This is a genomic window from Trinickia fusca (assembly GCF_003628145.1).
Lineage (GTDB): Bacteria > Pseudomonadota > Gammaproteobacteria > Burkholderiales > Burkholderiaceae > Trinickia > Trinickia fusca.
In genome coordinates, this window is sequence record NZ_RBZV01000004.1 from 1 (window position 1) to 21,389 (window position 21,389).

Genomic DNA, 21,389 nt, shown 5'->3' on the forward strand with positions numbered 1-21,389 from the left:
CGCGTTGAAATATCGTTCGCCACGAGCGTTCCGACGTGCGATGGATTCAGCAACCTTAGTGTGATGCTGTGTCCGGGATTACAGGGTCAACTCCACTCCAATCCGTTCATACGCTAGCGAAGAACAGCTTCGCCAGTCGCGTAGTCAAACCGATAAATGGCCTGATTGAAATCCACTGCCTCGATATAGTCGGGTAGCAAGCGAAAGCCTTCGGAAAACATGTCGGCTCCGGACGCGTGCCAAATTAGACCGCCCTGTAGTGACAAGCGTGCAATCTCCAGTTCCTCGTGAGAGATGAGCGCTTCCCGCTTCTTGTCCCAGTAGACGCCAAAGCACGTCGCGGTGTCGACCCGAGTTGACCAGATTAGCCCATAGGGCAACTCCAACGACAGGCATGCCGCATGATCACCTAATCATCTAATCATCTATCTCGACAGTGACAGGAGATACTCTGCTAGACCTCCGTCGTCTGCCCACGCATCGGTCTCTGCTCGATCAATCCACCCCTCGCGCTCACTGTCACGCTTGAGTACTCTTCTGATTCCAGAAATTTCTTCGATCCAGGGTGTGGCTTCAAACTGTATTCGAGCGACTACCCATTCGACGAAAAGGTTCGGCATTCGTGGCATTCGATGCAGACGCTCCTTATAAAAGAACGGGTCGACGCCAAGCCATATTTCACCCTTCACCCACTGTCCGATTTTTGCAAATCTAGGCGGCCTGCTTTCGCTAAAGACCTTGACACCGAAGTCTATGACCCACACTTCAGGAGTCGAAAATATTACTTGCGCCACAACGTCGTACCGGGAAGTGCCATTGTACTTGCACCGCACTGCGCGCTCGTAGGACGGAGTCAATGCTGAACCACCGAACTCAAGCGCAAGCTTGTACGACTCGCCGCGCTTGAAGTCGTCATAGTTTCCATCTTGGATAATCCACGCATTGAGACCAACAGTCAGCTCGTTCATTTCAAGGTAGTGATCAAAGGGGCGATCATCGCCAGAATCCGCTAGTTTCTGGGGATTGCTGACGATTTGCACTGCCCTGTCGAATGTCCCGTTCTGGCTGCCTTGCGACCGACGACGTTGCGTCGATGCTCCTCGACGTGCGGACGGCGCACTCCGCCCTGCGCGGTCAAACGGGGTTCCCTAGTCCAATATCGATTCAGTCGCAGCGCGAAAGTGCGACCAACGCAGATCCGTGCTCGTGCGTGCGACGCCAGTTCAAAAAAGCGCACGCGTCTTGCAAAGCCTCGAACTGATTCGGGCAGCGCTTCCTGAAACTGTTGACGGCGCCAAGCTATATCGCCAACGTGTCACCCGGTCTAGCGCATATGCTTCTCATCTCGCCGTCGGGCTCATCGAGGTAACTCAAGCAGTCAATCAACGCGTCCATATAATTACCATAAAACGCGGGAAACCCGAAGATTTACGAGAAGACTCGATGAAAAGCGATGATCAGAGATCGCCGCGCACTTCACCGGTTCCGAGCACGCTCCGCCGCCGGTTGACCTCCGCCCAAAGCTCATCGCTGTCGTCATTGCGCAGCAGGACCACCCAGTCCAGTTGATCGTCGGCCACACCGAAGTAGTCAAGGATTTCCCTGCGGACGGCATCAACGAACTGCGCGTATTCCGGGGTTGCTTGGGCCTGCGCGTGCAAGGCGTCGTATTCCGCATCGTCCGCGCCGCCGCCGTGCTCGTCGATGTAGCGCGAGATCCACTGGTCCTGTTCGCGGTCGTAGTCCGCCTCAGCGCGCATCGCCTGCACAGCCGTGTAGAAATCCAGTTGGGCAAACGCGGCGATCGCCGCCGTTGTTGCCTCGTCGAATGTAGTTGTCATCCCATATCTCATGTCAGAACTTGCAACTGCATCATTCGGCGCACTCTTTCGGTTCGGACCTGCCGGGATTGTTAGCAATCCAGCCGCCGATGTCGAGCGTCCGGTCTTGGCCGACTTTTACGCGTGGCAATCGGCGCTCGTCGACCCTGAACCGACATTCAGCGTTCTCGTTGGCGGACGATCGGAGACGCGCCAAGTCACATGTTCGGTTCTGGATGTTGCCCCCGCGGCGCAGCATAGACGACAAGTCCGGCTCCGGCTACCGTGAAGACGATCCAGCACCAGACAACATATGTACTGTGTAGCCGATCATTTAAGACATGCAGGATAGCGAATTCGACGCCGCGAAGGATATTGGCTACCACGCTGGCCACCAGTGCCAATCCAATCTCGCGCATAGCGCCCAGTCGGCGACGAGTGCCGAACAGGGTGGCAAGCAGCACGATTCCGGGCACAGTAAACGCGTTACGCACGCTCTCCAGGCTATCGTGTGGCAGAGCGGAGGCAAGCATGAAGTACATGGACAGGCTAGACACGCCCAGCGAAAAGACGCAGCAGACGATTCTCACCACGCTTCCGAGGCCCGGCCATCTCGCACGAATCTGCGGGCGTGTCTTCAGATAGGTCGAAACGGATGGCATGAAGAGCAGGACGAGCGGCACTAGGCCTGTGATCCAGACAAGTGGAGGAATATGCACCCCTCCGTAGCGTGTGGCGAAGACTGCCGAAAGTGCCTCTAGGAGAAGCCAGGCGATGTAGAAAGGCTGCGTCCATCGGCTGCCTTTCAATGCAGTGAGAGCACACAGCAGGTGCATGACCATAGCGACCAGATAGACATCAGTCTCTATCAGCCAGTGATCGTGCCACGTAAGAAGCGGCCGATATTCAAACAGGAATACTCGATAGAGGAGCAGGAGAAGTGGCACAAGCTCGTAGAGCTGGAGATATGCATAGAGGGAAAGCGGTATGGGACGTCGCATCGAAGATATGGAGCGGGGCATCGAATTAAGTGGCTTGACGCTATGGATTTCACCAGCCGCGGAGCGACTCCGATATGTTCCAGTCAAGCAGTAAGACGGTTGCGGGGTGCCGAGCCCCCCGGCGAAATCGTTGATTATCAACGCTCGCACCCTCTTCGTATTGAGTAACTGCAATTGGACTGGAGACTTTAGGCATACTTTAGGTATGCGCGGCTCAGCGGGATAGCTCGCGCAAAGCGCTCACTCATCCTTCTGAATGTGCGTGGCGAGGTAGTCGATCAGCAGTCGCACGGCGGGCAGCAGGCCTCTGCGTGACGGAAAGACGGCATGAACCAGCCCACCCTTGGGCGTCCAGCCCGGCAGCACTTCGACCAGCGCGCCGTTTTCCATCTCGTTTTCGACGACCATGTATGGCAGTTGCACGACGCCCACGCCTTTCAGCGCGGCCTGCCGAAGCGCGGTCATATCGTCGGTGATGTAGCGCGGCGCATGAGGCACGCGCGCCTCCGTTCCGTCCGGGCCGACCAGAGCCCAGGCATGATCGCGCCGCGGTCCCCAATCGAGGCTGGGCATGCCGACGATATCCGCCGGATGCGCAACCTTGGCTTGCCGCTCCAGGAACGCCGGAGCAGCAATCAGCCGCTGGGGACTTCCGGACAGCACACGCATGACGAGCCCGCTGTCTTCGAGCGGCGGGAAACGCACGCGCAGCGCGAGATCGAGGCCTTCGCCGAGGACATCGACCCGGCGATTGGTCGCATCGAGAAGGATCTGCACCTTCGGGTATTGCATCATGAAGTCAGCCACGAGACCCCCGATGCGGTATTCGAGCAGCGTCGTCGGGCAACTCATGCGCACCACGCCTTGGGGTTCCGAAAGCCTGCGCTCCATGACCTCGCGAGCGGCATCGGCTTCCACGAGCACCGCGATGCAGCGCTCGTAGAACTCTCGTCCCGTCTCCGTCATCGAGAAATGCCGCGTGGACCGGTTAAGCAGGCGAACGCCGTACTTTGCTTCGAGCTCGGCAATGCGACGGCTCAGCTTGGACTTGGGCATGTTGAGCGCCTGTCCGGCCTGCGTGAAACCGCGGTTGTCGACCACTTTCACGAAGTAGAAGATGTCGTTCAGGTCGTCCATCACTGTTCCTTCAGCAGAACAATAAAGGCATCTTAAGGCATCGGGACCGACCAACGGATCGTCGTTGTTCCGCTCATAGAACACAGTCGGCAGTTTTTCGGAACTGGAAGCCGGCTTGTCGCAGGCATAGGATTGACGTTGCACGCAGATCCGATGCATCACGCCTTGATCCTCGGGATCCCTCTTTCACCTCCTGCACAGTTTTCTGGAGACAAACATGGCAAGCGAACCCATTCGCGACCCCGCGAACGATCATCTTCTGTCGCCACAGAATGCGGCATTCATCGTCATCGATTACCAGCCGGTTCAGGTGAACTCCATTGCGTCGATGGATCGTCAGCTGCTGATCAACAACATTGTGGGGACCGCAAAGGCGGCTATCGCATACGATCTGCCGATCGTCCATTCGACGGTCAACGTGAAGACTGGCCTGAACAAGCCACCCATCCCACAACTGCGCGCGGTGCTTGGCGACTATCCGACCTACGATCGCACCAGCATCAACTCGTGGGAAGACGTCGAATTCCGCAAGGCCGTCGAGGCAACCGGCCGCAACAAGCTGATCATGACCGCGCTCTGGACGGAAGCCTGCCTGACGTTTCCGGCACTCGACGCGTTGAAGGCCGGCTACGAGGTCTATGTCGTCGTCGATGCGGTCGGCGGCACGTCCGTCGCAGCGCACGAAGCCGCGTTGCGTCGTATCGAACAGGCAGGCGGCAAGATGATCAGTGTCGCCCAGCTGTTCTGCGAGCTACAACGCGACTGGGCACGCAGCGAGACGGTCCCGGCGTTCATCAACCTGTTCATCGAAACCGGCGGCACGGCCGGCATCCAGTTCTCGTATGACAAGAACTGACGCGTCACGCGCGGCCGGTTACGTTACCGTCCGCGCGTATCCGCAAGCTCCGGCGAACCTTCGACCACGGCTCTGTCGAACGTCTCAATCTGGCCGATCCCAGCCGGCAGCCGTCGGTGGAAATCGCCCCAGAGCAGACTTCGAGCGGCTACGACTTCAATGACGGCTTTTGCAGGCACAACGATCGTCGTCGCCAGAGGTACGAGCAACGCGATACTCAGCCTACGTCGGCACTAGCGGAGACCACTATCGCGGCCTTCCTCAGTTCTTCTTATCAAGCGGCGCAAGCATCACTTGCATGTCGGGATTCTTCTGGAGCTTCTTGTATTCCGCCGGCTTCAATGCATCGATCAATACCCGCCCGCTCACGTCGGCCTTGATGTATTCGACCGCCAGCAGAGCAATGACCGGATTGGTCGTCAAGGTTGCCTGGTCGGGAGAGTGGCCACCAAACTCCGCCACTACCGCATCGGTGTCGTCCGCGACCGCGACCGCAAGCCGGCGTCCCGATAGCCTGAGCCTCGCGCTGGCGCCGCACTTGGCCATATCGTAGATTCGCGGCCCGTTGAGGACGCGATTGCCATAAATCGCAACGTGTGTATCCACACCGCGCGCTGCGGCGGCTTCGAGCAAGCTCCCCAGATCGTCGAGTTCTTCGTCCCAGATGCCCGCAAAAATCTGCCTCTTCGCATTCAGGATGATGCGCGCGAACGCGCTATTGATCGCTTCCCGCCCACTCAGCGACCACACCAGTCCCGGCTCTTGCCGCGCCGGTAGACGATCGAGCGCAGCAGCAGCCAGTTCGAGATCAGCATTGAATCGCGTGCGCAGTTCCTCCAGCAACGACCGGTGAGGCACGGCCGCATAGCGGACGGGTTCGGATCGGTTGACGAGCACCACGCCGCGAGCTTCGAGGCGGTTCAACGTTTCATAGATTTTTGACGGCGGCATTCCGGCGCGTCGACCAACCTCGGCACCCGTCAGTGGGGCCTGCCCGACGAGGGCCGCGTATGCCTGCGCTTCGTATTGGGTAAATCCAAGACGGATCAACGATGTGATCAGTTCCGCGTCTTCGTTCATGTGTGCTCGCTCTTGTTTCCATCTCGATCGGTTACCGGATCGCTTGATTAACTACTGGAGTAGTATACAATCCCCGACACTTACTACTGAAGTAGTAAGTACCGCCATCAACCTTATCGAAGAGATCGCTCACCATGCATCATCGGATCAGCACCGGCTCTCCGTGGGAGCCGAAGGTCGGCTACTCGCGCGCAGTGGTCGTCGACAACACCATCTACATTTCGGGAACGGCTGGTAAAGGGGAGGACGTGTATGCACAGACGCGCGACGCGCTGTCGACGGTCGAAAAAGTTCTAGTGGATAGCGGCTTCGCGTTGACCGATGTCGTCCAGAGCCGACTGGTGGTTGCGGACTTCGACAACTGGGAAGCTGCCGCACGTGCACATGGCGAGATCTACGGCGATATTCGCCCGGCGTTTTCGCTGGTGCATGCGCTGCCCTTCGTCGATCCATCGATACTTGTCGAGGTCGAGGCGGTCGCGGTCAGAACACGAACATGACCGTCACCGACAAGGGCACGCGACTGTCTGGTGCCGCAGTCGCCGCGCTTGCTCTTGCAGCAGGTGTGGCGATCGCCAACGGCTATGCGTTACAGCCTTCGCTGTCGGATATCGCGAGAGATTTCGGCGTGTCGGCGTCGCGAATGACGCCCCTTGCGTCGGTGACGATGCTCGGCTATCTGGTCGGCCTCGCGCTGCTTGTTCCGTTGGTTGACCGGTTCAGTCCGCGCGGGCTCATTCCTGTGCAGATGGGCGCACTCGCTCTGCTGCTCGCATGTGCGTCCGTTGCGGCTGGACCGGTCGCGCTCGATATCGGCTTCTTTCTCGTTGGTGCGGCAACGACGGTCGCGGCGCAGTGCAGCGCTGTTGTCGGAAAATATGTAGATCCACAGACACGTGCGCGCGGTATGGGAACGGTATCTGCGGGCATTTCCGCCGGGATCTTGCTAAGTCGCTTCGTGGGCGGTCTCTTGGCGCAGTGGTGTGGATGGAGAGGAGCCCTGCTCGTCCTCGCGGGATTTGTTGCTCTCTCGGCCATCGGGGGGAGAGCGTTTTTACCAGGCGGCGGTGCCGGGAGATATCGCGGCTATTCGACAACCGTCGGTGCCATCCCGTCATTGTTGTGCGAGTACGTTGAGCTAAGGCGCCGCGCCTGCGCCGGCATGTTGTGGTTTTTTGCGTTCAATCTGGTGTGGGTTGGACTCGCCATCCGTCTCGCTCAATCGCCATACAGCCTGAGCGCCGCGACAATTGGCTCATATAGTCTCGCCGGTGTGCTCGGTCTCGCTGTAACGCGGGTCGCGGGACGACTCGCTGATCGATACGGTGGCCGTGCAGTCATCCGCTATGGGTTGGCTGTGTCGGCAATTTCAACCCTGGTACTCGGCGTTTCGCTCGGCCGTCCGGGCTGGTTGGTAGTTGCGCTTGCAACTTTTGATGCGGGCTGCTTTGCCGCTCAGGTTGCGAACCAGGCGAGTGTCGTTGCGATTCAGCCAGCGCGCGCCGGTGCGTTGAATGCGGCATACCTGATGCTCTATTACGGGGCCGGAGCCTGCGGCGCCGTGGCAGCCGGGATACTCGTCGAACTTGTCGGCTGGGGCGTGATGATGATCGTAGCCGCCGTCGCCACCACAGTGGCAGCGTTGATAAGTATGAGGTCGACGATGATCGACGTGTCAGTAGAATCGACGCGCGCCGGTTGAGCGCCCATGCCCCTGACGGCCGTGTCGTACGCTAGGTAAGCCGGTCGGCGGAAGAGAACAACCAGCGACCGGTTTTCGACGAAATCCGTCGTAGGTCTGGAGAGGTGTGGACGTCCGAAAGTGGCCGAGAGTAGCCGCACGCAACTGGCCTCCCTCGACCCACAACGGACGTTTGCGATACACGCCCGGATGTCCGTTTGCGAGAATACTTGGACAAGTTCGGCAGCAACGGTAGTATCTCGCCACATAGCGAATAAGCGGGGATCAAGCCTTGGAAGCCAAGACTGGATTGTCGGTCACGATATGGACCGCGCGCGCAATGCGTTTGATTGTCCTCATTGCTCTGCTAGCCGCGGCGCTGGAAGTGCCAATGGCATGTTTCGCGCAGAATCGGGCGATCTCCGGCCCAAGCTTTTCGTGTGGGTCAGCGAACAACGCCATCGAAACGACGATTTGTAGCGATGCCGCGCTTGCCGCACGTGATCGAACAATGGCTACGTTGTTCACCGCATCTCAGACGGACGCCTTCAACCAGGGCATGTCTCAACAGCCAATCCTCCAACGACAGTGGCTGAAGACGCGCAACGAGCGATGTGCGAAAGGCGACATGCATTCGTGTCTCGTCGAAACGTACGACGAGCGGTTGAATGAATTGGCGGTCGCGGCACTTTTCCAGGCCCCAGATGTCGCGCTTACAGAACTAGATCGGCAAAATCCGAAATCTGCCGTGTTATACGAGGCTATCTATCGTTACGCCACCATCGCCGATGCCGTCGGCCGCGCGAGTGTAGTCGCCAAACTGATCGGCCCGGCGTTCGAGTCGTTTCACGAAAAGCCCTGGGCACAACCTTTGTCCGACGTTGCGGACGCACATGATGCGGCGGCGTCTGATAAAAACTTCTCCGCATTCCTGGACGTCGCATCGGTCAGTGACTATGCGCTGACGATGCCGTGTTCGGCACTTGCGCGACGCCCCGGATTGATCGATGCCCTGGATGCGGTATACGGCGGAGCAATCGATGGTCAATTGATCCGGAGCGACTGCGAGGCAATGACGTCGAGCCTGGAAGCTCTGGATCGCCTGACGAAAGCGGCGGTGGCCGCCCAACCGTTCTGTCCAAGCACGATTCGGTTTAGTCTCGGACGTAACTTCGGCAAAACACTGGTGGCCGTTCGTTTGCACCGCACTGACTTATGGAAGGCTAAAAAACTCGATGTGAGTCCGGGAGGTCAGGACGAAAGTAACGACGACCCTGCGAAAGACGAGGATGAACCGCGCTTCGTGGCACGGCATCCTGTGTTGATTCGTAACGCCACCGATGGGCTGGCGAGGTACTATTCGAACCGTTTCGGTGTCCCCCCATCCCTTGCTGAAGCGCAAGCCCTGGAAGCGGTCAGCACAATCATCTTCGGGGCCTACGATCTTTGCGAGTGACATCCCTAATGTTGGTGTCTCTCCACTGCCCTAATGATGGACACTGTTCAGTGTCAAGAGCGGTCAGTCACACACTTTAGACGAACATCCCCTCCTGGCCGACTTCTGCCTGACATCGCCGGCCGTAGCACCTTCGTCGACGGCAGGATTTATGCGGAAGGCATGCGATGCCTGCGTCCTGCAGATCGTCCTAAAGCGGCCGCCCATCTCAACAGAGTCTGGCTATCTTCGAATTTAAGTGCCAGGTCGCTCTGCCTATAGCCGAGGTAGATCGATTTGACGGAGTACAGATGAGCACCGCTCGACGTTGCCTCAGCGCGCTTACGGCGCTTCTTGCGTTGAACGTTGCATACGCCATGGGTAGCGACAACGCTGCAAGCCTCGATTTTCCGCGCCCCGAGAGCGCATTCGAGGCCGCGGCTTCCACCGGTTCTCGGGATAACAATGCATCGACACCCATCGCGAATGGCGCGCACGAGCTGGCACAGCACTATTTCCGTCAAGCGTTGAAGGATCTTCACGCGGGCCGATTTGCAGATGCGGTGCGTGGATACGACGCGGTGCTTAGCATCGAGCTCAACCACTTTGCATTGGTGGACCGCGGAATCGCGAAGCAGCAGCTTGCCGATTATGATGCGGCAATCGATGACTACTCGAGAGCGATTGGGATCGATCCTGACGACGCGATTGCGTTCATGAACCGCGGATATGCGCGTCTTCACAAGCAGCAGTACGAACTCGCAATCGCCGACTTCACGCACTCTATTGAACTGAACCAACGCTTTAGCGTTACCTATACAGGGCGTGCCTTCGCATACAAGGAAACGAAGCAATACGCTGCTGCGCTCGCAGACTACGACTCGGCCGAAGCACTCGAGCCGCTCTCGCCGAACGATCGCGTGGATCTTAGTATTGTGTTGACAGAGCTTCATCGTTTCGCCGACGCGATCAAGGAGCTCGACACGGTTCTAGCCCAGAACCCCAATGACTATTTCGCGCTGATCTATCGGGCATCTGCTTTCGAAGAACTCAATCAGATGGACCTGACGATACGCGATTACACCACGGCACTAACCGCGTTTCCCTACAGAGAGCTCACGCATCGCATGCGCGGTATCGCTTTCGACAAGGCCGGCAAGTACGACGAAGCGATTGCGGACTTCAGCGATTCTATCCGCATGACACCGCAAGCCGTGCGGCCCTACGTGCTACGCGCGCGAACCTATCGTCATGCGGGGCGATACGAGCAAGCATTCGAAGATCTCGCCACTGCACAGCGGCTTGATCCATCGGATCTCGACGTCTACTGGGATCGGGCGGAACTTTGGGAAAACGCGGGCAACTTTGCGGAAGCTATCGATAACTACACGCGGATCATACGGACCGCCCCCCTTGAGGCAGACGCCTGGGTATTCAGAGGGAAAGATCTGACCATAATGGGTCGCTACGATGACGCACTAAGCGACTTGAACACTGCACAGCGGTTGGACCCGGTGTCTCCTCATCTGCTGTTCGCGAAAGCTCAAGTTCTCTTTTATCGTGGGCGTTGGGCAGAGTCCGGAGCGGACTTGGAAGTGTGGTTGCAACGCCTTCATAGAGGCGACTTTAAAGCCGACGGCGCTCAGCAATACTACGCGGTGATCTGGCGGCACTTGGCCGCGATGAAAGCGCACCTCGATGACCAGACCGATCTCGCGAACGACGCGGCTGTGCTCGATCACGCTAAATGGCCGTGGCCAGTCATCGCTTTCTATTCCGGCAAGCTGAGCGATTCCCAACTACTGGCGAGTGCCGACGGAGCGGTTGAAGGTAATCGTAAGAGTCGGCTTTGTGAGGCGAACACGTATCTCGGTGAAGCAAGCCTCAGCCGCGGCGACAACGAAGCGGCTAGGAAGGCATTCGAGTTCGCGGTGAACTATTGTCCACCTGTCGACATCGAGAAGGCGCTTGCAACATACGAGCTGAAACAGAGGCAGGCGTCTGCTCCGCGACCCTGAGGAAACGCACGGATTTGGTGCGATCAGGCTCATCGCACGCCGATTGTCGTCAATCGTGCCCGGCCGTGTCGAAGGTCCGAAGTTGGCCCGTTGTGCGACACGTCGATGGCGGCTCCGCGGCTCTGCGAACGCATTCGACCCGAAGCGGTCCGTCGGATTTGCCGGTAGCGGCCATTCACCGCGGTGTCGGGATGTGGTGCGGTAGCCGTAGGCACAACGCCAGTCAATGATCGAAGTAGAAGACACACGGTCGGCGCCCATCGAGGCAAGTCGCTCAAGGTCCCTGAAAACTAGCGCCGTGTCGGCCAGAGAGATGTGTCTGGCGGAAAATTTTCATAAGACTTCGGGGCATAGCCCCAGACTCTGGCAACGTCACCTCTGGCCTCAAACCCGAAGCCAATTTCTGCAAGCGTACTCAAAACAAGCGTTGAGTGATCGAGGCCTCGTGCATGACCGAAGCCCGCTCATGCAACCCGATATCAAGCCACTCAACCCCCACGAATGGAAACGGCAGGTGGTAGACCCTCTTCTACCCCCCACCTTCCCGCTGCAACACCGCCACCACCCACTTCACACCCCGCCACGCGAAGCTCTCGCGAGCATGACCGAGCGTCGCAGCCCCCACTATCTGGCGCGCGAGCGCCGCATTCCCCTCGCAGCCCCCGATCCGCACGCGATACGTCGCAGCAAGCGGCACGAGCTGCTTCGAGCCTGGTTCCATCTGAGCCGGGACCGGGCCGCCATAAAGGCTCGCAATCGCGGGCTCGTCGAGCGTCGACAAATTCACGCGATCGACGGCGGCGACGCGACAGCGCAACGTAGCACTTTCAACCGCCGCCGCGACGAACCGAACCGGATCGCCGGCCGTGACCCGCCCGACATCGCCCTCCCCGACGAATGCCTCCCCCTTGATACCGGTCGGCCCAACCACATTGAACAAGCGCTCGCCGCGCGGCAACCAAGTGCCTGCCGCGAGCCCTTCGTCCAAGGACTCGACCTTCCCGTCGAACGGCGCCCGCAACGTCAGCTCCCCCACTTGCGCCGTGAGCCCGGCGACGGTCTCGCGCGCCGCATCCCAACGCCGCCGCAGCGCCACGCCCTCGCGCAAGAGCCGATCGTCGAACGGCTGCTGCTCGACTTCCCAGCGCAAGAGCGCCTCTTCCGACTGCGCCGTTTTCAGCCGGTATTCGAGGTCGGGCGATACGAGCACCGCCAGCACGTCGCCGGCGTGCACGCGTTGGCCGTCGCGCGGCAGCGCAGCCTGCGCCGACAAGTAACCGGCCGCCGGCGCATAGAGACCCTGTGCCCTCAGCGGACCGAACACAGCCGGCGCATTGACGCCGCCGTGCCAGGGCAACACGAAAAACGCCAGGACGAACGCGCCTAACATCGCACTACGCACCATCTCGCGTCGCCAGTGCAACGCATCGCGGCGGCGCCAGCACGCCATCGCTTCGTACGCGATCGGCCGCACGATGAACCAGCCGAACTCGACGGCGAACAAGAGTGCGCCAAGCGCTTTGAAGAACGCGTGATAAACGACGAGCGCGATCCCGAAGAACACGACGAGCCGGTACAACCAGGTAGCAAACGAAAACGCGATCAGGAACCGCCGACGCGACGGCGTGCACGGTTCGGGCTGCGGATCGCCGAAACCGAACAGCCATTCGCGCATGCGCCAGCGGCCGAAGGCAAACGCGCGGTCGTGCAGGTTCGGCATGCCGAGCCAGTCCGACAGCAGGAAGTAGCCGTCGAAGCGCATGAACGGGCTCGCGTTGATCGTCAGCGTGCCGATCCAGGTCGTCGTCGCGAGCAGGAATGCGCCGGCGCGCAGCGGGCCGTCGGGCAACAGGTTCCAGGCCAGCGTCGCAAAGGCGGCCAGCGCGAGCTCGCTCAGCATCCCCGCCGCGCCGATGAACAGCCGCTCGGTGCGGCCTGGAATCTTCCAGGCCTCGGTCGTGTCGGTATAGAGCACGGGCAGCATCACGAGCAGCGCCACGCCCATCGTCGGCACGCGGCAGCCATAGCGATAAGCCGTGATCGCATGGCCGAACTCGTGGAGCACCTTCGCGCACATGAGTGCGAGCCCGATCGCCACGAGCCCTTGTAAATCCGTGTACGAATGGAACGTGTGCAAGAACTCGTCCCAACGGCGCGAGACGAGCACGAGCCCCACCGTCGCACAGACGAGCACGAGGATCCAAAACGCAGGCCGGTATGCCGGTTCGGCATAGCGCGCGAAGCGGCGCAGAAACGGCATGGGCCGCCAGAGCGGAACGCGGATCAGCAGATAGTGCTTGAGCAGCCACATGGCGTGCGACAACCGGTTCGCGGCAGCGGTGGATTGCAGCCGATCCGTGTCAAACGCGCTCGCCGAGACGAGCAGGTTCATCCTGCGCAGCATGCGCACGAGTGCGTCGAAGTCGTCGGCGGACACGGTCAGCGTCGTCTCGTCGTTGACGGCCGCGACGATCGCCTGCGGATCGTCGAGCGGCCAGCGCGAAAGCATCTCGAACGCCGGCCAGCCGATCTGGAAGAAGCGATTGGCAGCCGGGTCGTGCAGCATCCAGGTCGGCGCGCCGTCGGGCGCGGCGGCGCCGCGCGTGAGCGTCAGCTCCTGGCGCAGTTGGGGAAGGCGGGAGGTCGTTGCAGTCTGGTCCATCGGTGCCACTTACCAGCCGAGCCACTGCCGCGCCGTCGCGAGCGGGCGGCGCAGCAGGTAGTACGAGAGCGGCACCCAGCGGCCGTGAATGCGCGACGTGCCCATCACACCGAGCACGGGTCGCGCACCGCCGACGAACGTCGCCTTCACGCGGTACGCGAGCACGCCGTCGGGCGTCGGTTCGGCACGGTAGGAGACGGTGTCGATGCGCGCGTCGTAGGCGGCGAGCGGCGAGCTCTTCGGATAGAGCGTGAGCGTAGCGCCCGGCTTCACGTCGACGTTTTCGGCAACAGGCAGGTAGGCCGTGAGCTCGACGTTCGCCGGATCGGCGAGCAACATGATCTTCTCGCCGACCGAGACGGCGCGGCCGTTCCAGTCGTTAGGGTCGGAGAACACGGCCACGCCGGCGCGATCGGCAAGCACCCGCACGCGCGCAAGCTGCGCCGCCGTGTAGTCGAGCTCGACGGCGCTCTCGTCGAGCTTGCCCTTCTTCACGGCCATGTCGAGGCGGTCCTTGTCGTCGGTGACGGCGAGCTGCGCCGTCTGCCGGTATTCCTCCTGGGCCGTGTCGAAGTTCTTGTGCGCGAGCGCGTAGCGCGACGCGAGCGTCGTCGCATCGAGCGCAAAGAGCGGTGTGCCGGGTGCAACGGGCTGGTTCGGCTGCGTGTAGATACGCTCGACGACGCCGTCCAGCGGCGAGCGCACCACGAACGGATCCTTCGCCGTGACTTCTGCCGGCGCGAGCACGGTAAGCGGCACAGGCATCACGACGGCGAGCGCGAGCACCGCGAGCGCGCGGCGTCGCTGACGGCCGGGGCGCAACAGCGCGCGCGCCCGCGTGGCCCACGTGGCGCGCGGAGCGAAGGCGGAAAGCGCGTGAGCCCAGACCTGCGCGAGTTCGGCGGCAAGCACTTCGTCGCTGAGGCTGAACGGCGCTTCGCGCGCGAACACGACGGCGCCGAACGAGCGGCCCGCGCGATCCGTGAGCGGCACCCACAGCGCGCACGCAGGCCACCAGGCGCTCCAATCCGCAGCCAGTTCCTCCGGAAGGTCCGCGGCCGAAAATGCGTGTGGCCGGGCCGGCGCATCGGCAGCGGGATCGGCCGGCATGCCGGTGGAAGCCGCGGCTTCGGGTGGGTTCGCGTGTCCCGCGTGCCCGGCATGGCGTCCAGTGTGCCGGGCCAGCGCACGGCACACCGCGCCGAGCCACTGGATGTACGGCGCGCTCGGATCGCTCTGCGGCAATCCCGATACCGCGCCAATGGCGCCTGGTAGCAGCGCGCTCGCACGCCACCATGCCGCTTGCCGGTAAGGCACGAGCGAGCGCGTCTCGTTGACGATCGTGAACGCGAGCGTCTCTTCGCTCGCGGCCTCCCGCGCACGCGCCGCCAACTGCCAAAGAAGCGCGAGCTGTCCTGTGTCGATTCTGACGTTGTCCGACATCCGTCTCTTCTACTTCGCAGCAAACGTGGCCCAGCCGCTCATGCCGGGCAGTAGTTCCGGCATCTCGCCGACGAGCGCGGCGGTGACGTCCACGGTCTGCGTGACCGGGTCGACACGCGCGCCGATGCGCGCGACGCGCGCCTCATAGGTCTTGCCGACTTCATCGACCTGCACGGTCAGTGGATGACCCGGCTTGAGCCAGGCAAGCCATTTCGACGGCACGATCATCTTCAGCTCGAGATGGCTGGTATCGACGATTTTCAGGAGCGGCTTGCCCGTTTCGGCGAACTGATCGGCCGCGGCCATGCGCTTCGACACGCGGCCGTTGAACGGCGCGACGATCGCGCACTTGCGCACACTCGCCTGCATGTAGGCGACTTCGGCGGCGCTTGCCTTGGCTTTCGCTTCGGCCTGCGTCACTTCGAGCTCCCCGATCGAGTGCAGCTGAGCGAGCCGCTGATCGACGCGCGACAGCTCATGCGCGGCGTCGGCCTCGGCCTGAGCCTTGTGCAGTTGCGCCGCGTACAACGAGCAGTCGAGCGAGACGAGCGTTTGCCCGGCACGGAACGAATCACCGTCGCGAAACGGCAGCAACGCGATCTTCGCGCCGATCTCGCTCGATACGTCGACCTCGTCGCGCGACACGAGCTGAATGCGGATGCGGCCGTCGTCGGCGACGGCATTCTGCTGATTCGGCTGCACGGCGACGGTTTGCACGCCCGCGTGAGACGACGGCGCCGCCGCCCCCGCAGCCGGCGCGCCGGGCGTGCTGCCAGCTGCCGATGCAACAGGACACTGCAATGCCGCTGCGACAATGGCGACGGCGACTGCGGTCAAACCCTGCTTCAACGTCATGGCTTCGCTCCACCTGCACGCGCGAACTGGTCCCAGTGCTGCTGCTCCTGGGCGATCGACTGCTCGAGCGACGCGAGGTCGTAACCCTTCACGGTGCCCGGCACCGGATCGAGGCCGAGCGTCGCGAGCATCTGCCCGTAGGCGCTTTCGAGCTCGCCATAGCTCTCGTAGAGGCGCAGTTCCGTCGTCATGGCGCCGACGGCCGCGCGGATCTCGTTGAGCTTGCCGACCGCGCTGGCCTGCGCGGCGTTGCGCGTGTGCTCGAGAATCTGCTGGTCCACGTCGTTCATCTGCTTGTACAGCTCGAACTGTCGACGTTTCGCGTCGAGATCGGTGCGTGCGACGTGCACCTGCGTCAGCACCGCCATGGAAAGTGCGAGCCGCTGCGTGCGCGCCACCTCGAGCTGCGCATCGGCCGTCCCCTTGATCGTCTTCACGTTGAGCAGGTTCAGCAGGTTCCAGCTGACGCGCAGGCCCGCTTCACGCCACGCGTGGAAGGCGAGGAAGCTGTTGCTGTCGTAGTGCGTGCCGACCTCCACTTCGATGCCGGGCAAGAGCTTGGCCAGCGCCTTGTGCGTTTCGTTGACGCTGATGCGCTCGTTGTAGCTCGCCTCGACGAGCTCCGGGCGACGTTCGAGGGCCGATGTCTCCATCTGCTCGACGGGCATGTCGACGACGGGCTCGGCAAAGCCGTTCGGAGGCGCGAGCGTGAAGTCCTTGCCGGGCTCGAGATTCATCAACGAGGCGAGCCGCGGCTTCGCTTCGTCGAGCTGGGCGCGCACGGCTTCGAGCTGCCGCAGGATGTCGAGCAGGTCGTGCTGGTAGTTCAGCGTTTCGAGCGGCGCGGCGAGCCGCTCGTTCTGCGCCCGGCGCGAATCGTCGAGCGCGGCGCTCGCCTGCTCGACCAGCGGGCCGATCCGGTCGTGCAACCGCTGGGCACCCGCCGCCTGCCAGTACGCCTCGCGCACCTGCTGCATCATCAGCTGCACGACCTTGCGGCGACGCTGACCCAGCACGAGCACGCGGTCGGACTGCTCCTTGGCCTCGAAATAGCTGACACCGAAGTCGAGCAGGTTCCAGGAAAGGCCGAGGTCGGCAGTGCGGTCGCTCTGGTCGCTGGAATACGACGGCGGCACGGTCGTGGTATTCGGGTTAGTCAGGCTCACCGACGTCGATGCGAGTGGATGGTTGCGATACGTATAGCCGGCCTGCGCCGTCAGCTTCGGCAGCAGATCGAAGTTCGACAGGTCGAGCTGCTTCTGCGCCAACGCCTCTTCCATCATCTTTTGCCGATGATCGAGGTTGTAGCTGATCGCGCGCGCCATCGCCTCTTCAAGCGTGATCGGACCGCGCACCGGCTCCTGCTTGCTGAACATCTCGGTACGGTCTTTCTGCGCGGTCTGCGCACGTTCGGCGTCGGTAAACGGTATCGGACGAACCGCGCAGCCGGACAGCCAGAGCGCCGCCACGGCGAGCGCGACAAGGGTCGGCCGGCTGACGCGCGGCACGGTGAGCGTTGCGGCGAAAGGTCGGTTCACGTCTTGTTATCCCCTTTTGAATGTCGGAATCGGCTCATGCGGTCCTGCTTGCCTGCGCTACGTGAAAGGCGCGCCGCTGACGGACGAACTGGTCGGCGAGCGACGGCTTCGCTGCGGCACGCGCCGCATGCGGCACATCGTGGTGACCCGCAGCGTGCACGTTCCGCGAGCCGCGGAAATCGAGCACGACATCACGGCGCGTCACATGGCCCGAGGTGTCGCGCAATACGACGACCATATGCAGTTCACGCGGCCCGTCGGCCGGCGCCGTGCCGGAGAGCACGCCCGTGGCGGGGTCGTAGTGCACCCAGGCCGGCAGCGGGCGGCCGTCGGCTTGCCTCACGGCGATAGTCACGAGGCCGCCCGTGCCCTCGTCTCCGCGACCCGTCGGCGCGGTCTGCAGCGCAAGCGCGAACGGCTGGCCCAACAGTGCATTCCTGTGGTCGATCACCACCGGGATGTCGATCGGCGCGTGCGTCGATTCGGATGGCGTCTCGATCGGCGCCGTCACGCTCGTCTCGCCGACCGAGCCGCGGTTCCCTTGGTGTGCGTCGCCCGAGAAGGTTGCCGTGTGCACGTTCGTTGGGATAGCGCCCGGCTCCGACGCGTTGTCGAGTTCCACGAGCACGATCAGCGGCGCCGAGTGCGCGCCGTCCGCGACAGTAGGCGTGTCGGGCGGAGGCGGCATGTCGTCGGTCACCTGGACGATCAGCGTCTCGGCCGGGGCCTCCCCGGGGTTCACGGCGACCATGTGCGTCGCCGCCACGCTGTTCTTCGTGCCGTCGTTGATCGTGAAGGCGACCGTCCGCGTGCCGCCGGTTGCGTTCGTCGAGTCGTCGACGTAGGTCACGGCCGCCAGCGCAGCCTGCCATTGCGCTAGCGTCGCGCTGTTGCCCGACGAAGTCAGCGTCAGCACGCCCGTCGCCGCATTGAACGAGCCCGAGATGTTGCCCATCGTCGCGCCGTCGTTCTTGAACGCGAGCAGGTCCTCGCCGCTCTTGTAGCCGTCCGTGATCGACACCGTCGCGCTGGCCAATGTCGTGTTGTCGCGGTCCGACACGGCGATGCCCGAGTCGATCGCCACCGGCACCGCGGTACCGTTCACATTGCCGGTGAACGACGTCGTACTGCTCGAGGTCGTCACGATCGGTGTCTGGTCGGTGTCGGCCACCGTCACCGTGCGCGTCGCGAGGGCACTGCTTGCCGTGCCGTCGTTGACGGTGAAGCTGATCGTGCGCGTCGTGTTGGTCGGCGTGATCGCGGTATCGGTGTAGAGGATCGCGTCGAGGGCCGCGCGCCACTGTGCAAGCGTTGCGCTCGAACCGGACGAAGTCAGCGTCAGCACGCCGGTGGTGGCGTTATACGAGCTGGCGATGTTGCCCATCGTCGCACCGTCGTTCGTGAACGAAAGCACGTCCTCGCCGCTGTGGAAGTTGCCCGTGATCGCGACCGTCGCCGTCGAGAGCGTCGTGCTGGTCGGGTCGGCCACCGCCAGTCCCGAGTCGATCGTCACCGGCGTCGACGTGACGTTGTCGCCCGCCGTGAACGCCGCCGAGCCCGAATCGGTCGTCACCGTCGGCGGCCCCACCACCTCGACAGTCTTCGTCGCCGCCGTGCTGTTCTCGATGCCGTCGTTGACGACGAACGAGATCGTGCGGTTGCCCACCGTGGCCGACGTGCCCGCCGAAAACGTCACGGCGTCGAACGCGTTCGCCCATTGCGCGTCGGTGGCCAACGCGTCCGCCGAGGTCAGCGTCAGCACACCGGTCCCGGCGTTGTAGGAAGCGCTGATGTTGCCGAAGAGCGTGCTGTTCGTGTTCGAGAACGACAGCGTGTCGCCGCTCTGGAAGCCGCTCCCGATCGTCACCGTCGCGGATGCCAGCGTCGCGTTATCGCGGTCGCTGACCGTCACGCCGCCATCGACCGTCGTCCCGCTCGCGCCCGCCTCGTAGGTCGTCGTGCCGCTTGTGGTCGTCACGATCGGTGTTTGGTCGACGTCGGCCACGGTCACCGTGCGGGTAGCCGTGTTGCTCGTGTTCACGCCGTCGTTGGTCGTGAAGCTGATCGTGCGCGTCGCGTTGTTCGGCGTGATCGCGGTATCGGTATAGGTCACCGCATCGAGCGCTGCCTGCCATTGCGCGAGCGTCGCGCTCGCACCCGATGAGGTCAACGTCAGCACGCCCGTCGTCGCGTTGTACGCCCCCGCGATGTTGCCCATCGTCGAGCCATCGTTCGTGAACGCCAGCACGTCCTGGCCGCTGTGGAAGTTGCCCGTGATCGCGATCGTCGCCGAAGCCAGCGTCGAGCTGCTGCCGTCCGTCACCGTCAGGCCCGAATCGATCGTCACCGGCGTCGACGCGACGTTGTCACCCGCCGTGAACGCCGCCGAGCCCGAATCGGTCGTCACCGTCGGCGGCCCCAGCACGTCGACAGTCTTCGTCGCTGCTGCGCTGTTCTCTGTGCCATCGTTGACGACGAACGAGATCGTCCGGTTGCCCACCGTTGCCGACGTGCCCGCCGAAAACGTCACCGCGTCGAACGCGTTCGCCCATTGTGCGTCGGTGGCCGTCGCGCCGGACGAGCTCAGCGTCAACACGCCGGTCCCGGCGTTGTAGGACGCTGTGATGTTGCCGAATAGCGTGAGGCTCGTGTTCGTGAATGCAAGCGTGTCGCCGCTGTGGAAGCCGCTTCCAATCGTCACCGTCCCGGACGCCTGCGTCGTGTTGTCGAGGTCGCTCACCGTCACGCCACCATCGACGGTCGTCGCGCTCGCGCCAGCGGTATAGTTCGTCGTGCCGCCCGTCGTCGTCACGATCGGTGTTTGGTCGACGTCGGCCACCGTCACCGTGCGCGTGGCCGTATTGCTCGTGTTCACGCCGTCGTTGGCCGTGAAGCTGATCGTGCGCGTCGCGTTGTTCGGCGTAATCGCCGTATCGGTGTACGTCACCGCATCGAGCGCAGCTTGCCACTGCGCGAGCGTCGCGATCCCACCTGCCGATGTCAGCGTCAGCACACCTGTCGTTGCGTTGTACGCGCCCGCGATGTTGCCCATCGTCGAGCCGTTGTTCGTGAACGCCAACACGTCTTCGCCGCTGTGGAAGTTTCCCGTGATCGCGATCGTCGCTGAGGCCAATGTCGAGCTGCTGCCGTCCGTCACCGTCAAGCCCGAATCGATCGTCACCGGCGTCGACGTGACGTTGTCTCCCGCCGTGAACGACGCCGAACCCGAATCGGTCGTCACCGTCGGCGGTCCCAGCACGTCGACGGTCTTCGTCGCCGCCGTGCTGTTCTCGATGCCGTCGTTGACGATGAACGACACCGTGCGGTTGCCCGGCGTTGCCGACACGCCCGCCGAGAACGTCACCGCGTCGAACGCGTTCGCCCATTGGGCGTCCTGCGCCGTCGCGCCGGACGAGCTCAGCGTCAGCACGCCCGTCCCCGCGTTGTAGGACGCGACGATGTTGCCGAACAGCAAGGAACTCGTGTTCGTGAACGACAACGTGTCGCCGCTGTGGAAGCCGGTGGTGATCGATACCGTCCCAGTCGACTGCGTGGTGTTATCGCGGTCACTCACCGTCACGCCGCCATCGACCGCCGTCGCACTCGTCCCGCCAACGTAGTTCGTCGTGCCGCCTGTGGTCGTCACGATCGGCGTCTGGTCGACGTCGGCCACCGTCACCGTGCGCGTGGCCGTGTTGCTCGTGTTCACGCCATCGTTGGCCGTGAAGCTGATCGTGCGTGTCGCGTTGTTCGGCGTAATCGCCGTGTCGGTGTACGTCACCGCATCGAGCGCAGCTTGCCACTGCGCGAGCGTCGCGATCCCACCTGCCGATGTCAGCGTCAGCACACCTGTCGTTGCGTTG

The 21,389-nt window shown here is 62.5% G+C and carries 15 protein-coding genes and 1 pseudogene; 5 read left to right on the forward strand and 11 right to left on the reverse strand.

Features of this window, described 5'->3' with window-relative positions; translation table 11 throughout:
- Nucleotides 1-425: 425 nt before the first annotated feature.
- The 4 genes from D7S89_RS12090 to D7S89_RS12110 form a co-directional block, all read right to left on the reverse strand.
- Nucleotides 426-1,040, reverse strand: coding sequence for a hypothetical protein (locus D7S89_RS12090; RefSeq protein ID WP_121277949.1), 615 nt, complete (start codon nucleotides 1,038-1,040; stop codon nucleotides 426-428).
- 417 nt (nucleotides 1,041-1,457) lie between these two features.
- Nucleotides 1,458-1,841, reverse strand: coding sequence for an ATP-dependent protease (locus D7S89_RS12100; RefSeq protein ID WP_121277951.1), 384 nt, complete (start codon nucleotides 1,839-1,841; stop codon nucleotides 1,458-1,460).
- A 197-nt stretch (nucleotides 1,842-2,038) separates the two neighbouring features.
- Entirely contained in the window at nucleotides 2,039-2,821 is a 783-nt protein-coding gene (locus tag D7S89_RS12105) for a hypothetical protein (protein WP_121277952.1), read from the reverse strand.
- A 240-nt stretch (nucleotides 2,822-3,061) separates the two neighbouring features.
- On the reverse strand, nucleotides 3,062-3,958 hold the full coding sequence (locus D7S89_RS12110; RefSeq protein ID WP_121277953.1) for a LysR substrate-binding domain-containing protein: 897 nt from the start codon (nucleotides 3,956-3,958) through the stop codon (nucleotides 3,062-3,064).
- A 217-nt stretch (nucleotides 3,959-4,175) separates the two neighbouring features.
- On the opposite strand from D7S89_RS12110, the gene D7S89_RS12115 reads away from it, so the two are divergent.
- Nucleotides 4,176-4,814, forward strand: coding sequence for a hydrolase (locus D7S89_RS12115; protein WP_121277954.1), 639 nt, complete (start codon nucleotides 4,176-4,178; stop codon nucleotides 4,812-4,814).
- A 261-nt stretch (nucleotides 4,815-5,075) separates the two neighbouring features.
- Here the strand turns inward: D7S89_RS12115 and D7S89_RS12125 are convergent, their stop codons facing one another.
- Nucleotides 5,076-5,894 carry a TrmB family transcriptional regulator gene (locus D7S89_RS12125; protein ID WP_121277956.1) on the reverse strand — a complete coding sequence of 273 codons (819 nt, stop codon included), beginning with the start codon at nucleotides 5,892-5,894 and terminating at the stop codon, nucleotides 5,076-5,078.
- A gap of 134 nt (nucleotides 5,895-6,028) precedes the next feature.
- On the opposite strand from D7S89_RS12125, the gene D7S89_RS12130 reads away from it, so the two are divergent.
- The 4 genes from D7S89_RS12130 to D7S89_RS12145 all read left to right on the forward strand — a co-directional run bounded on the left by D7S89_RS12130 (nucleotide 6,029) and on the right by D7S89_RS12145 (nucleotide 11,028).
- Nucleotides 6,029-6,394 carry a RidA family protein gene (locus D7S89_RS12130; RefSeq protein WP_121277957.1) on the forward strand — a complete coding sequence of 122 codons (366 nt, stop codon included), beginning with the start codon at nucleotides 6,029-6,031 and terminating at the stop codon, nucleotides 6,392-6,394.
- Nucleotides 6,391-7,596, forward strand: a complete 1,206-nt coding sequence (locus D7S89_RS12135) for an MFS transporter (protein WP_121277958.1) — start codon at nucleotides 6,391-6,393, stop codon at nucleotides 7,594-7,596. Before D7S89_RS12130 ends, D7S89_RS12135 begins: the two co-directional genes overlap by 4 nt.
- A 271-nt stretch (nucleotides 7,597-7,867) precedes the next feature.
- Nucleotides 7,868-9,031 (forward strand): lysozyme inhibitor LprI family protein, encoded by a 1,164-nt coding sequence (locus D7S89_RS12140; RefSeq protein WP_147426637.1) that lies wholly within the window; start codon nucleotides 7,868-7,870, stop codon nucleotides 9,029-9,031.
- Between the two features lie 290 nt (nucleotides 9,032-9,321).
- Nucleotides 9,322-11,028: a tetratricopeptide repeat protein gene (locus tag D7S89_RS12145; protein WP_121277960.1), complete on the forward strand. Its 1,707-nt coding sequence runs from the start codon at nucleotides 9,322-9,324 to the stop codon at nucleotides 11,026-11,028.
- 290 nt (nucleotides 11,029-11,318) lie between these two features.
- Here the strand turns inward: D7S89_RS12145 and D7S89_RS28290 are convergent, their stop codons facing one another.
- The 6 genes and pseudogenes from D7S89_RS28290 to D7S89_RS12175 all read right to left on the reverse strand — a co-directional run.
- Complete coding sequence (locus D7S89_RS28290; protein WP_425470787.1) at nucleotides 11,319-11,447, reverse strand: hypothetical protein; 129 nt, start codon at nucleotides 11,445-11,447, stop codon at nucleotides 11,319-11,321.
- A gap of 110 nt (nucleotides 11,448-11,557) precedes the next feature.
- Nucleotides 11,558-13,690, reverse strand: a complete 2,133-nt coding sequence (locus D7S89_RS12155) for an HlyD family efflux transporter periplasmic adaptor subunit (protein WP_121277961.1) — start codon at nucleotides 13,688-13,690, stop codon at nucleotides 11,558-11,560.
- A 9-nt stretch (nucleotides 13,691-13,699) separates the two neighbouring features.
- Nucleotides 13,700-15,133 (reverse strand): efflux RND transporter periplasmic adaptor subunit, encoded by a 1,434-nt coding sequence (locus tag D7S89_RS12160; RefSeq protein WP_121277962.1) that lies wholly within the window; start codon nucleotides 15,131-15,133, stop codon nucleotides 13,700-13,702.
- Nucleotides 15,134-15,142: 9 nt separating this feature from the next.
- Complete coding sequence (locus D7S89_RS12165; RefSeq protein WP_183085168.1) at nucleotides 15,143-15,988, reverse strand: efflux RND transporter periplasmic adaptor subunit; 846 nt, start codon at nucleotides 15,986-15,988, stop codon at nucleotides 15,143-15,145.
- Nucleotides 15,985-17,526, reverse strand: coding sequence for a TolC family protein (locus tag D7S89_RS12170; RefSeq protein WP_121277963.1), 1,542 nt, complete (start codon nucleotides 17,524-17,526; stop codon nucleotides 15,985-15,987). The genes D7S89_RS12165 and D7S89_RS12170 overlap by 4 nt, the downstream gene beginning before the upstream one ends.
- 34 nt (nucleotides 17,527-17,560) lie before the next feature.
- Nucleotides 17,561-21,389, reverse strand: a pseudogene (locus D7S89_RS12175) (DUF4347 domain-containing protein); the annotation flags it as partial.

Excerpts from the sequence above, each read along its gene's own strand:
- D7S89_RS12100 (WP_121277951.1), bottom strand. The coding sequence starts at position 1,841 with ATGACAACTACATTCGACGAGGCAACAACGGCGGCGATCGCCGCGTTT.
- D7S89_RS12105 (WP_121277952.1), bottom strand. The coding sequence starts at position 2,821 with ATGCGACGTCCCATACCGCTTTCCCTCTATGCATATCTCCAGCTCTAC.
- D7S89_RS12110 (WP_121277953.1), bottom strand. The coding sequence starts at position 3,958 with ATGGACGACCTGAACGACATCTTCTACTTCGTGAAAGTGGTCGACAAC.
- D7S89_RS12115 (WP_121277954.1), top strand. The coding sequence starts at position 4,176 with ATGGCAAGCGAACCCATTCGCGACCCCGCGAACGATCATCTTCTGTCG.
- D7S89_RS12125 (WP_121277956.1), bottom strand. The coding sequence starts at position 5,894 with ATGAACGAAGACGCGGAACTGATCACATCGTTGATCCGTCTTGGATTT.
- D7S89_RS12130 (WP_121277957.1), top strand. The coding sequence starts at position 6,029 with ATGCATCATCGGATCAGCACCGGCTCTCCGTGGGAGCCGAAGGTCGGC.
- D7S89_RS12135 (WP_121277958.1), top strand. The coding sequence starts at position 6,391 with ATGACCGTCACCGACAAGGGCACGCGACTGTCTGGTGCCGCAGTCGCC.
- D7S89_RS12145 (WP_121277960.1), top strand. The coding sequence starts at position 9,322 with ATGAGCACCGCTCGACGTTGCCTCAGCGCGCTTACGGCGCTTCTTGCG.
- D7S89_RS12155 (WP_121277961.1), bottom strand. The coding sequence starts at position 13,690 with ATGGACCAGACTGCAACGACCTCCCGCCTTCCCCAACTGCGCCAGGAG.
- D7S89_RS12160 (WP_121277962.1), bottom strand. The coding sequence starts at position 15,133 with ATGTCGGACAACGTCAGAATCGACACAGGACAGCTCGCGCTTCTTTGG.
- D7S89_RS12165 (WP_183085168.1), bottom strand. The coding sequence starts at position 15,988 with ATGACGTTGAAGCAGGGTTTGACCGCAGTCGCCGTCGCCATTGTCGCA.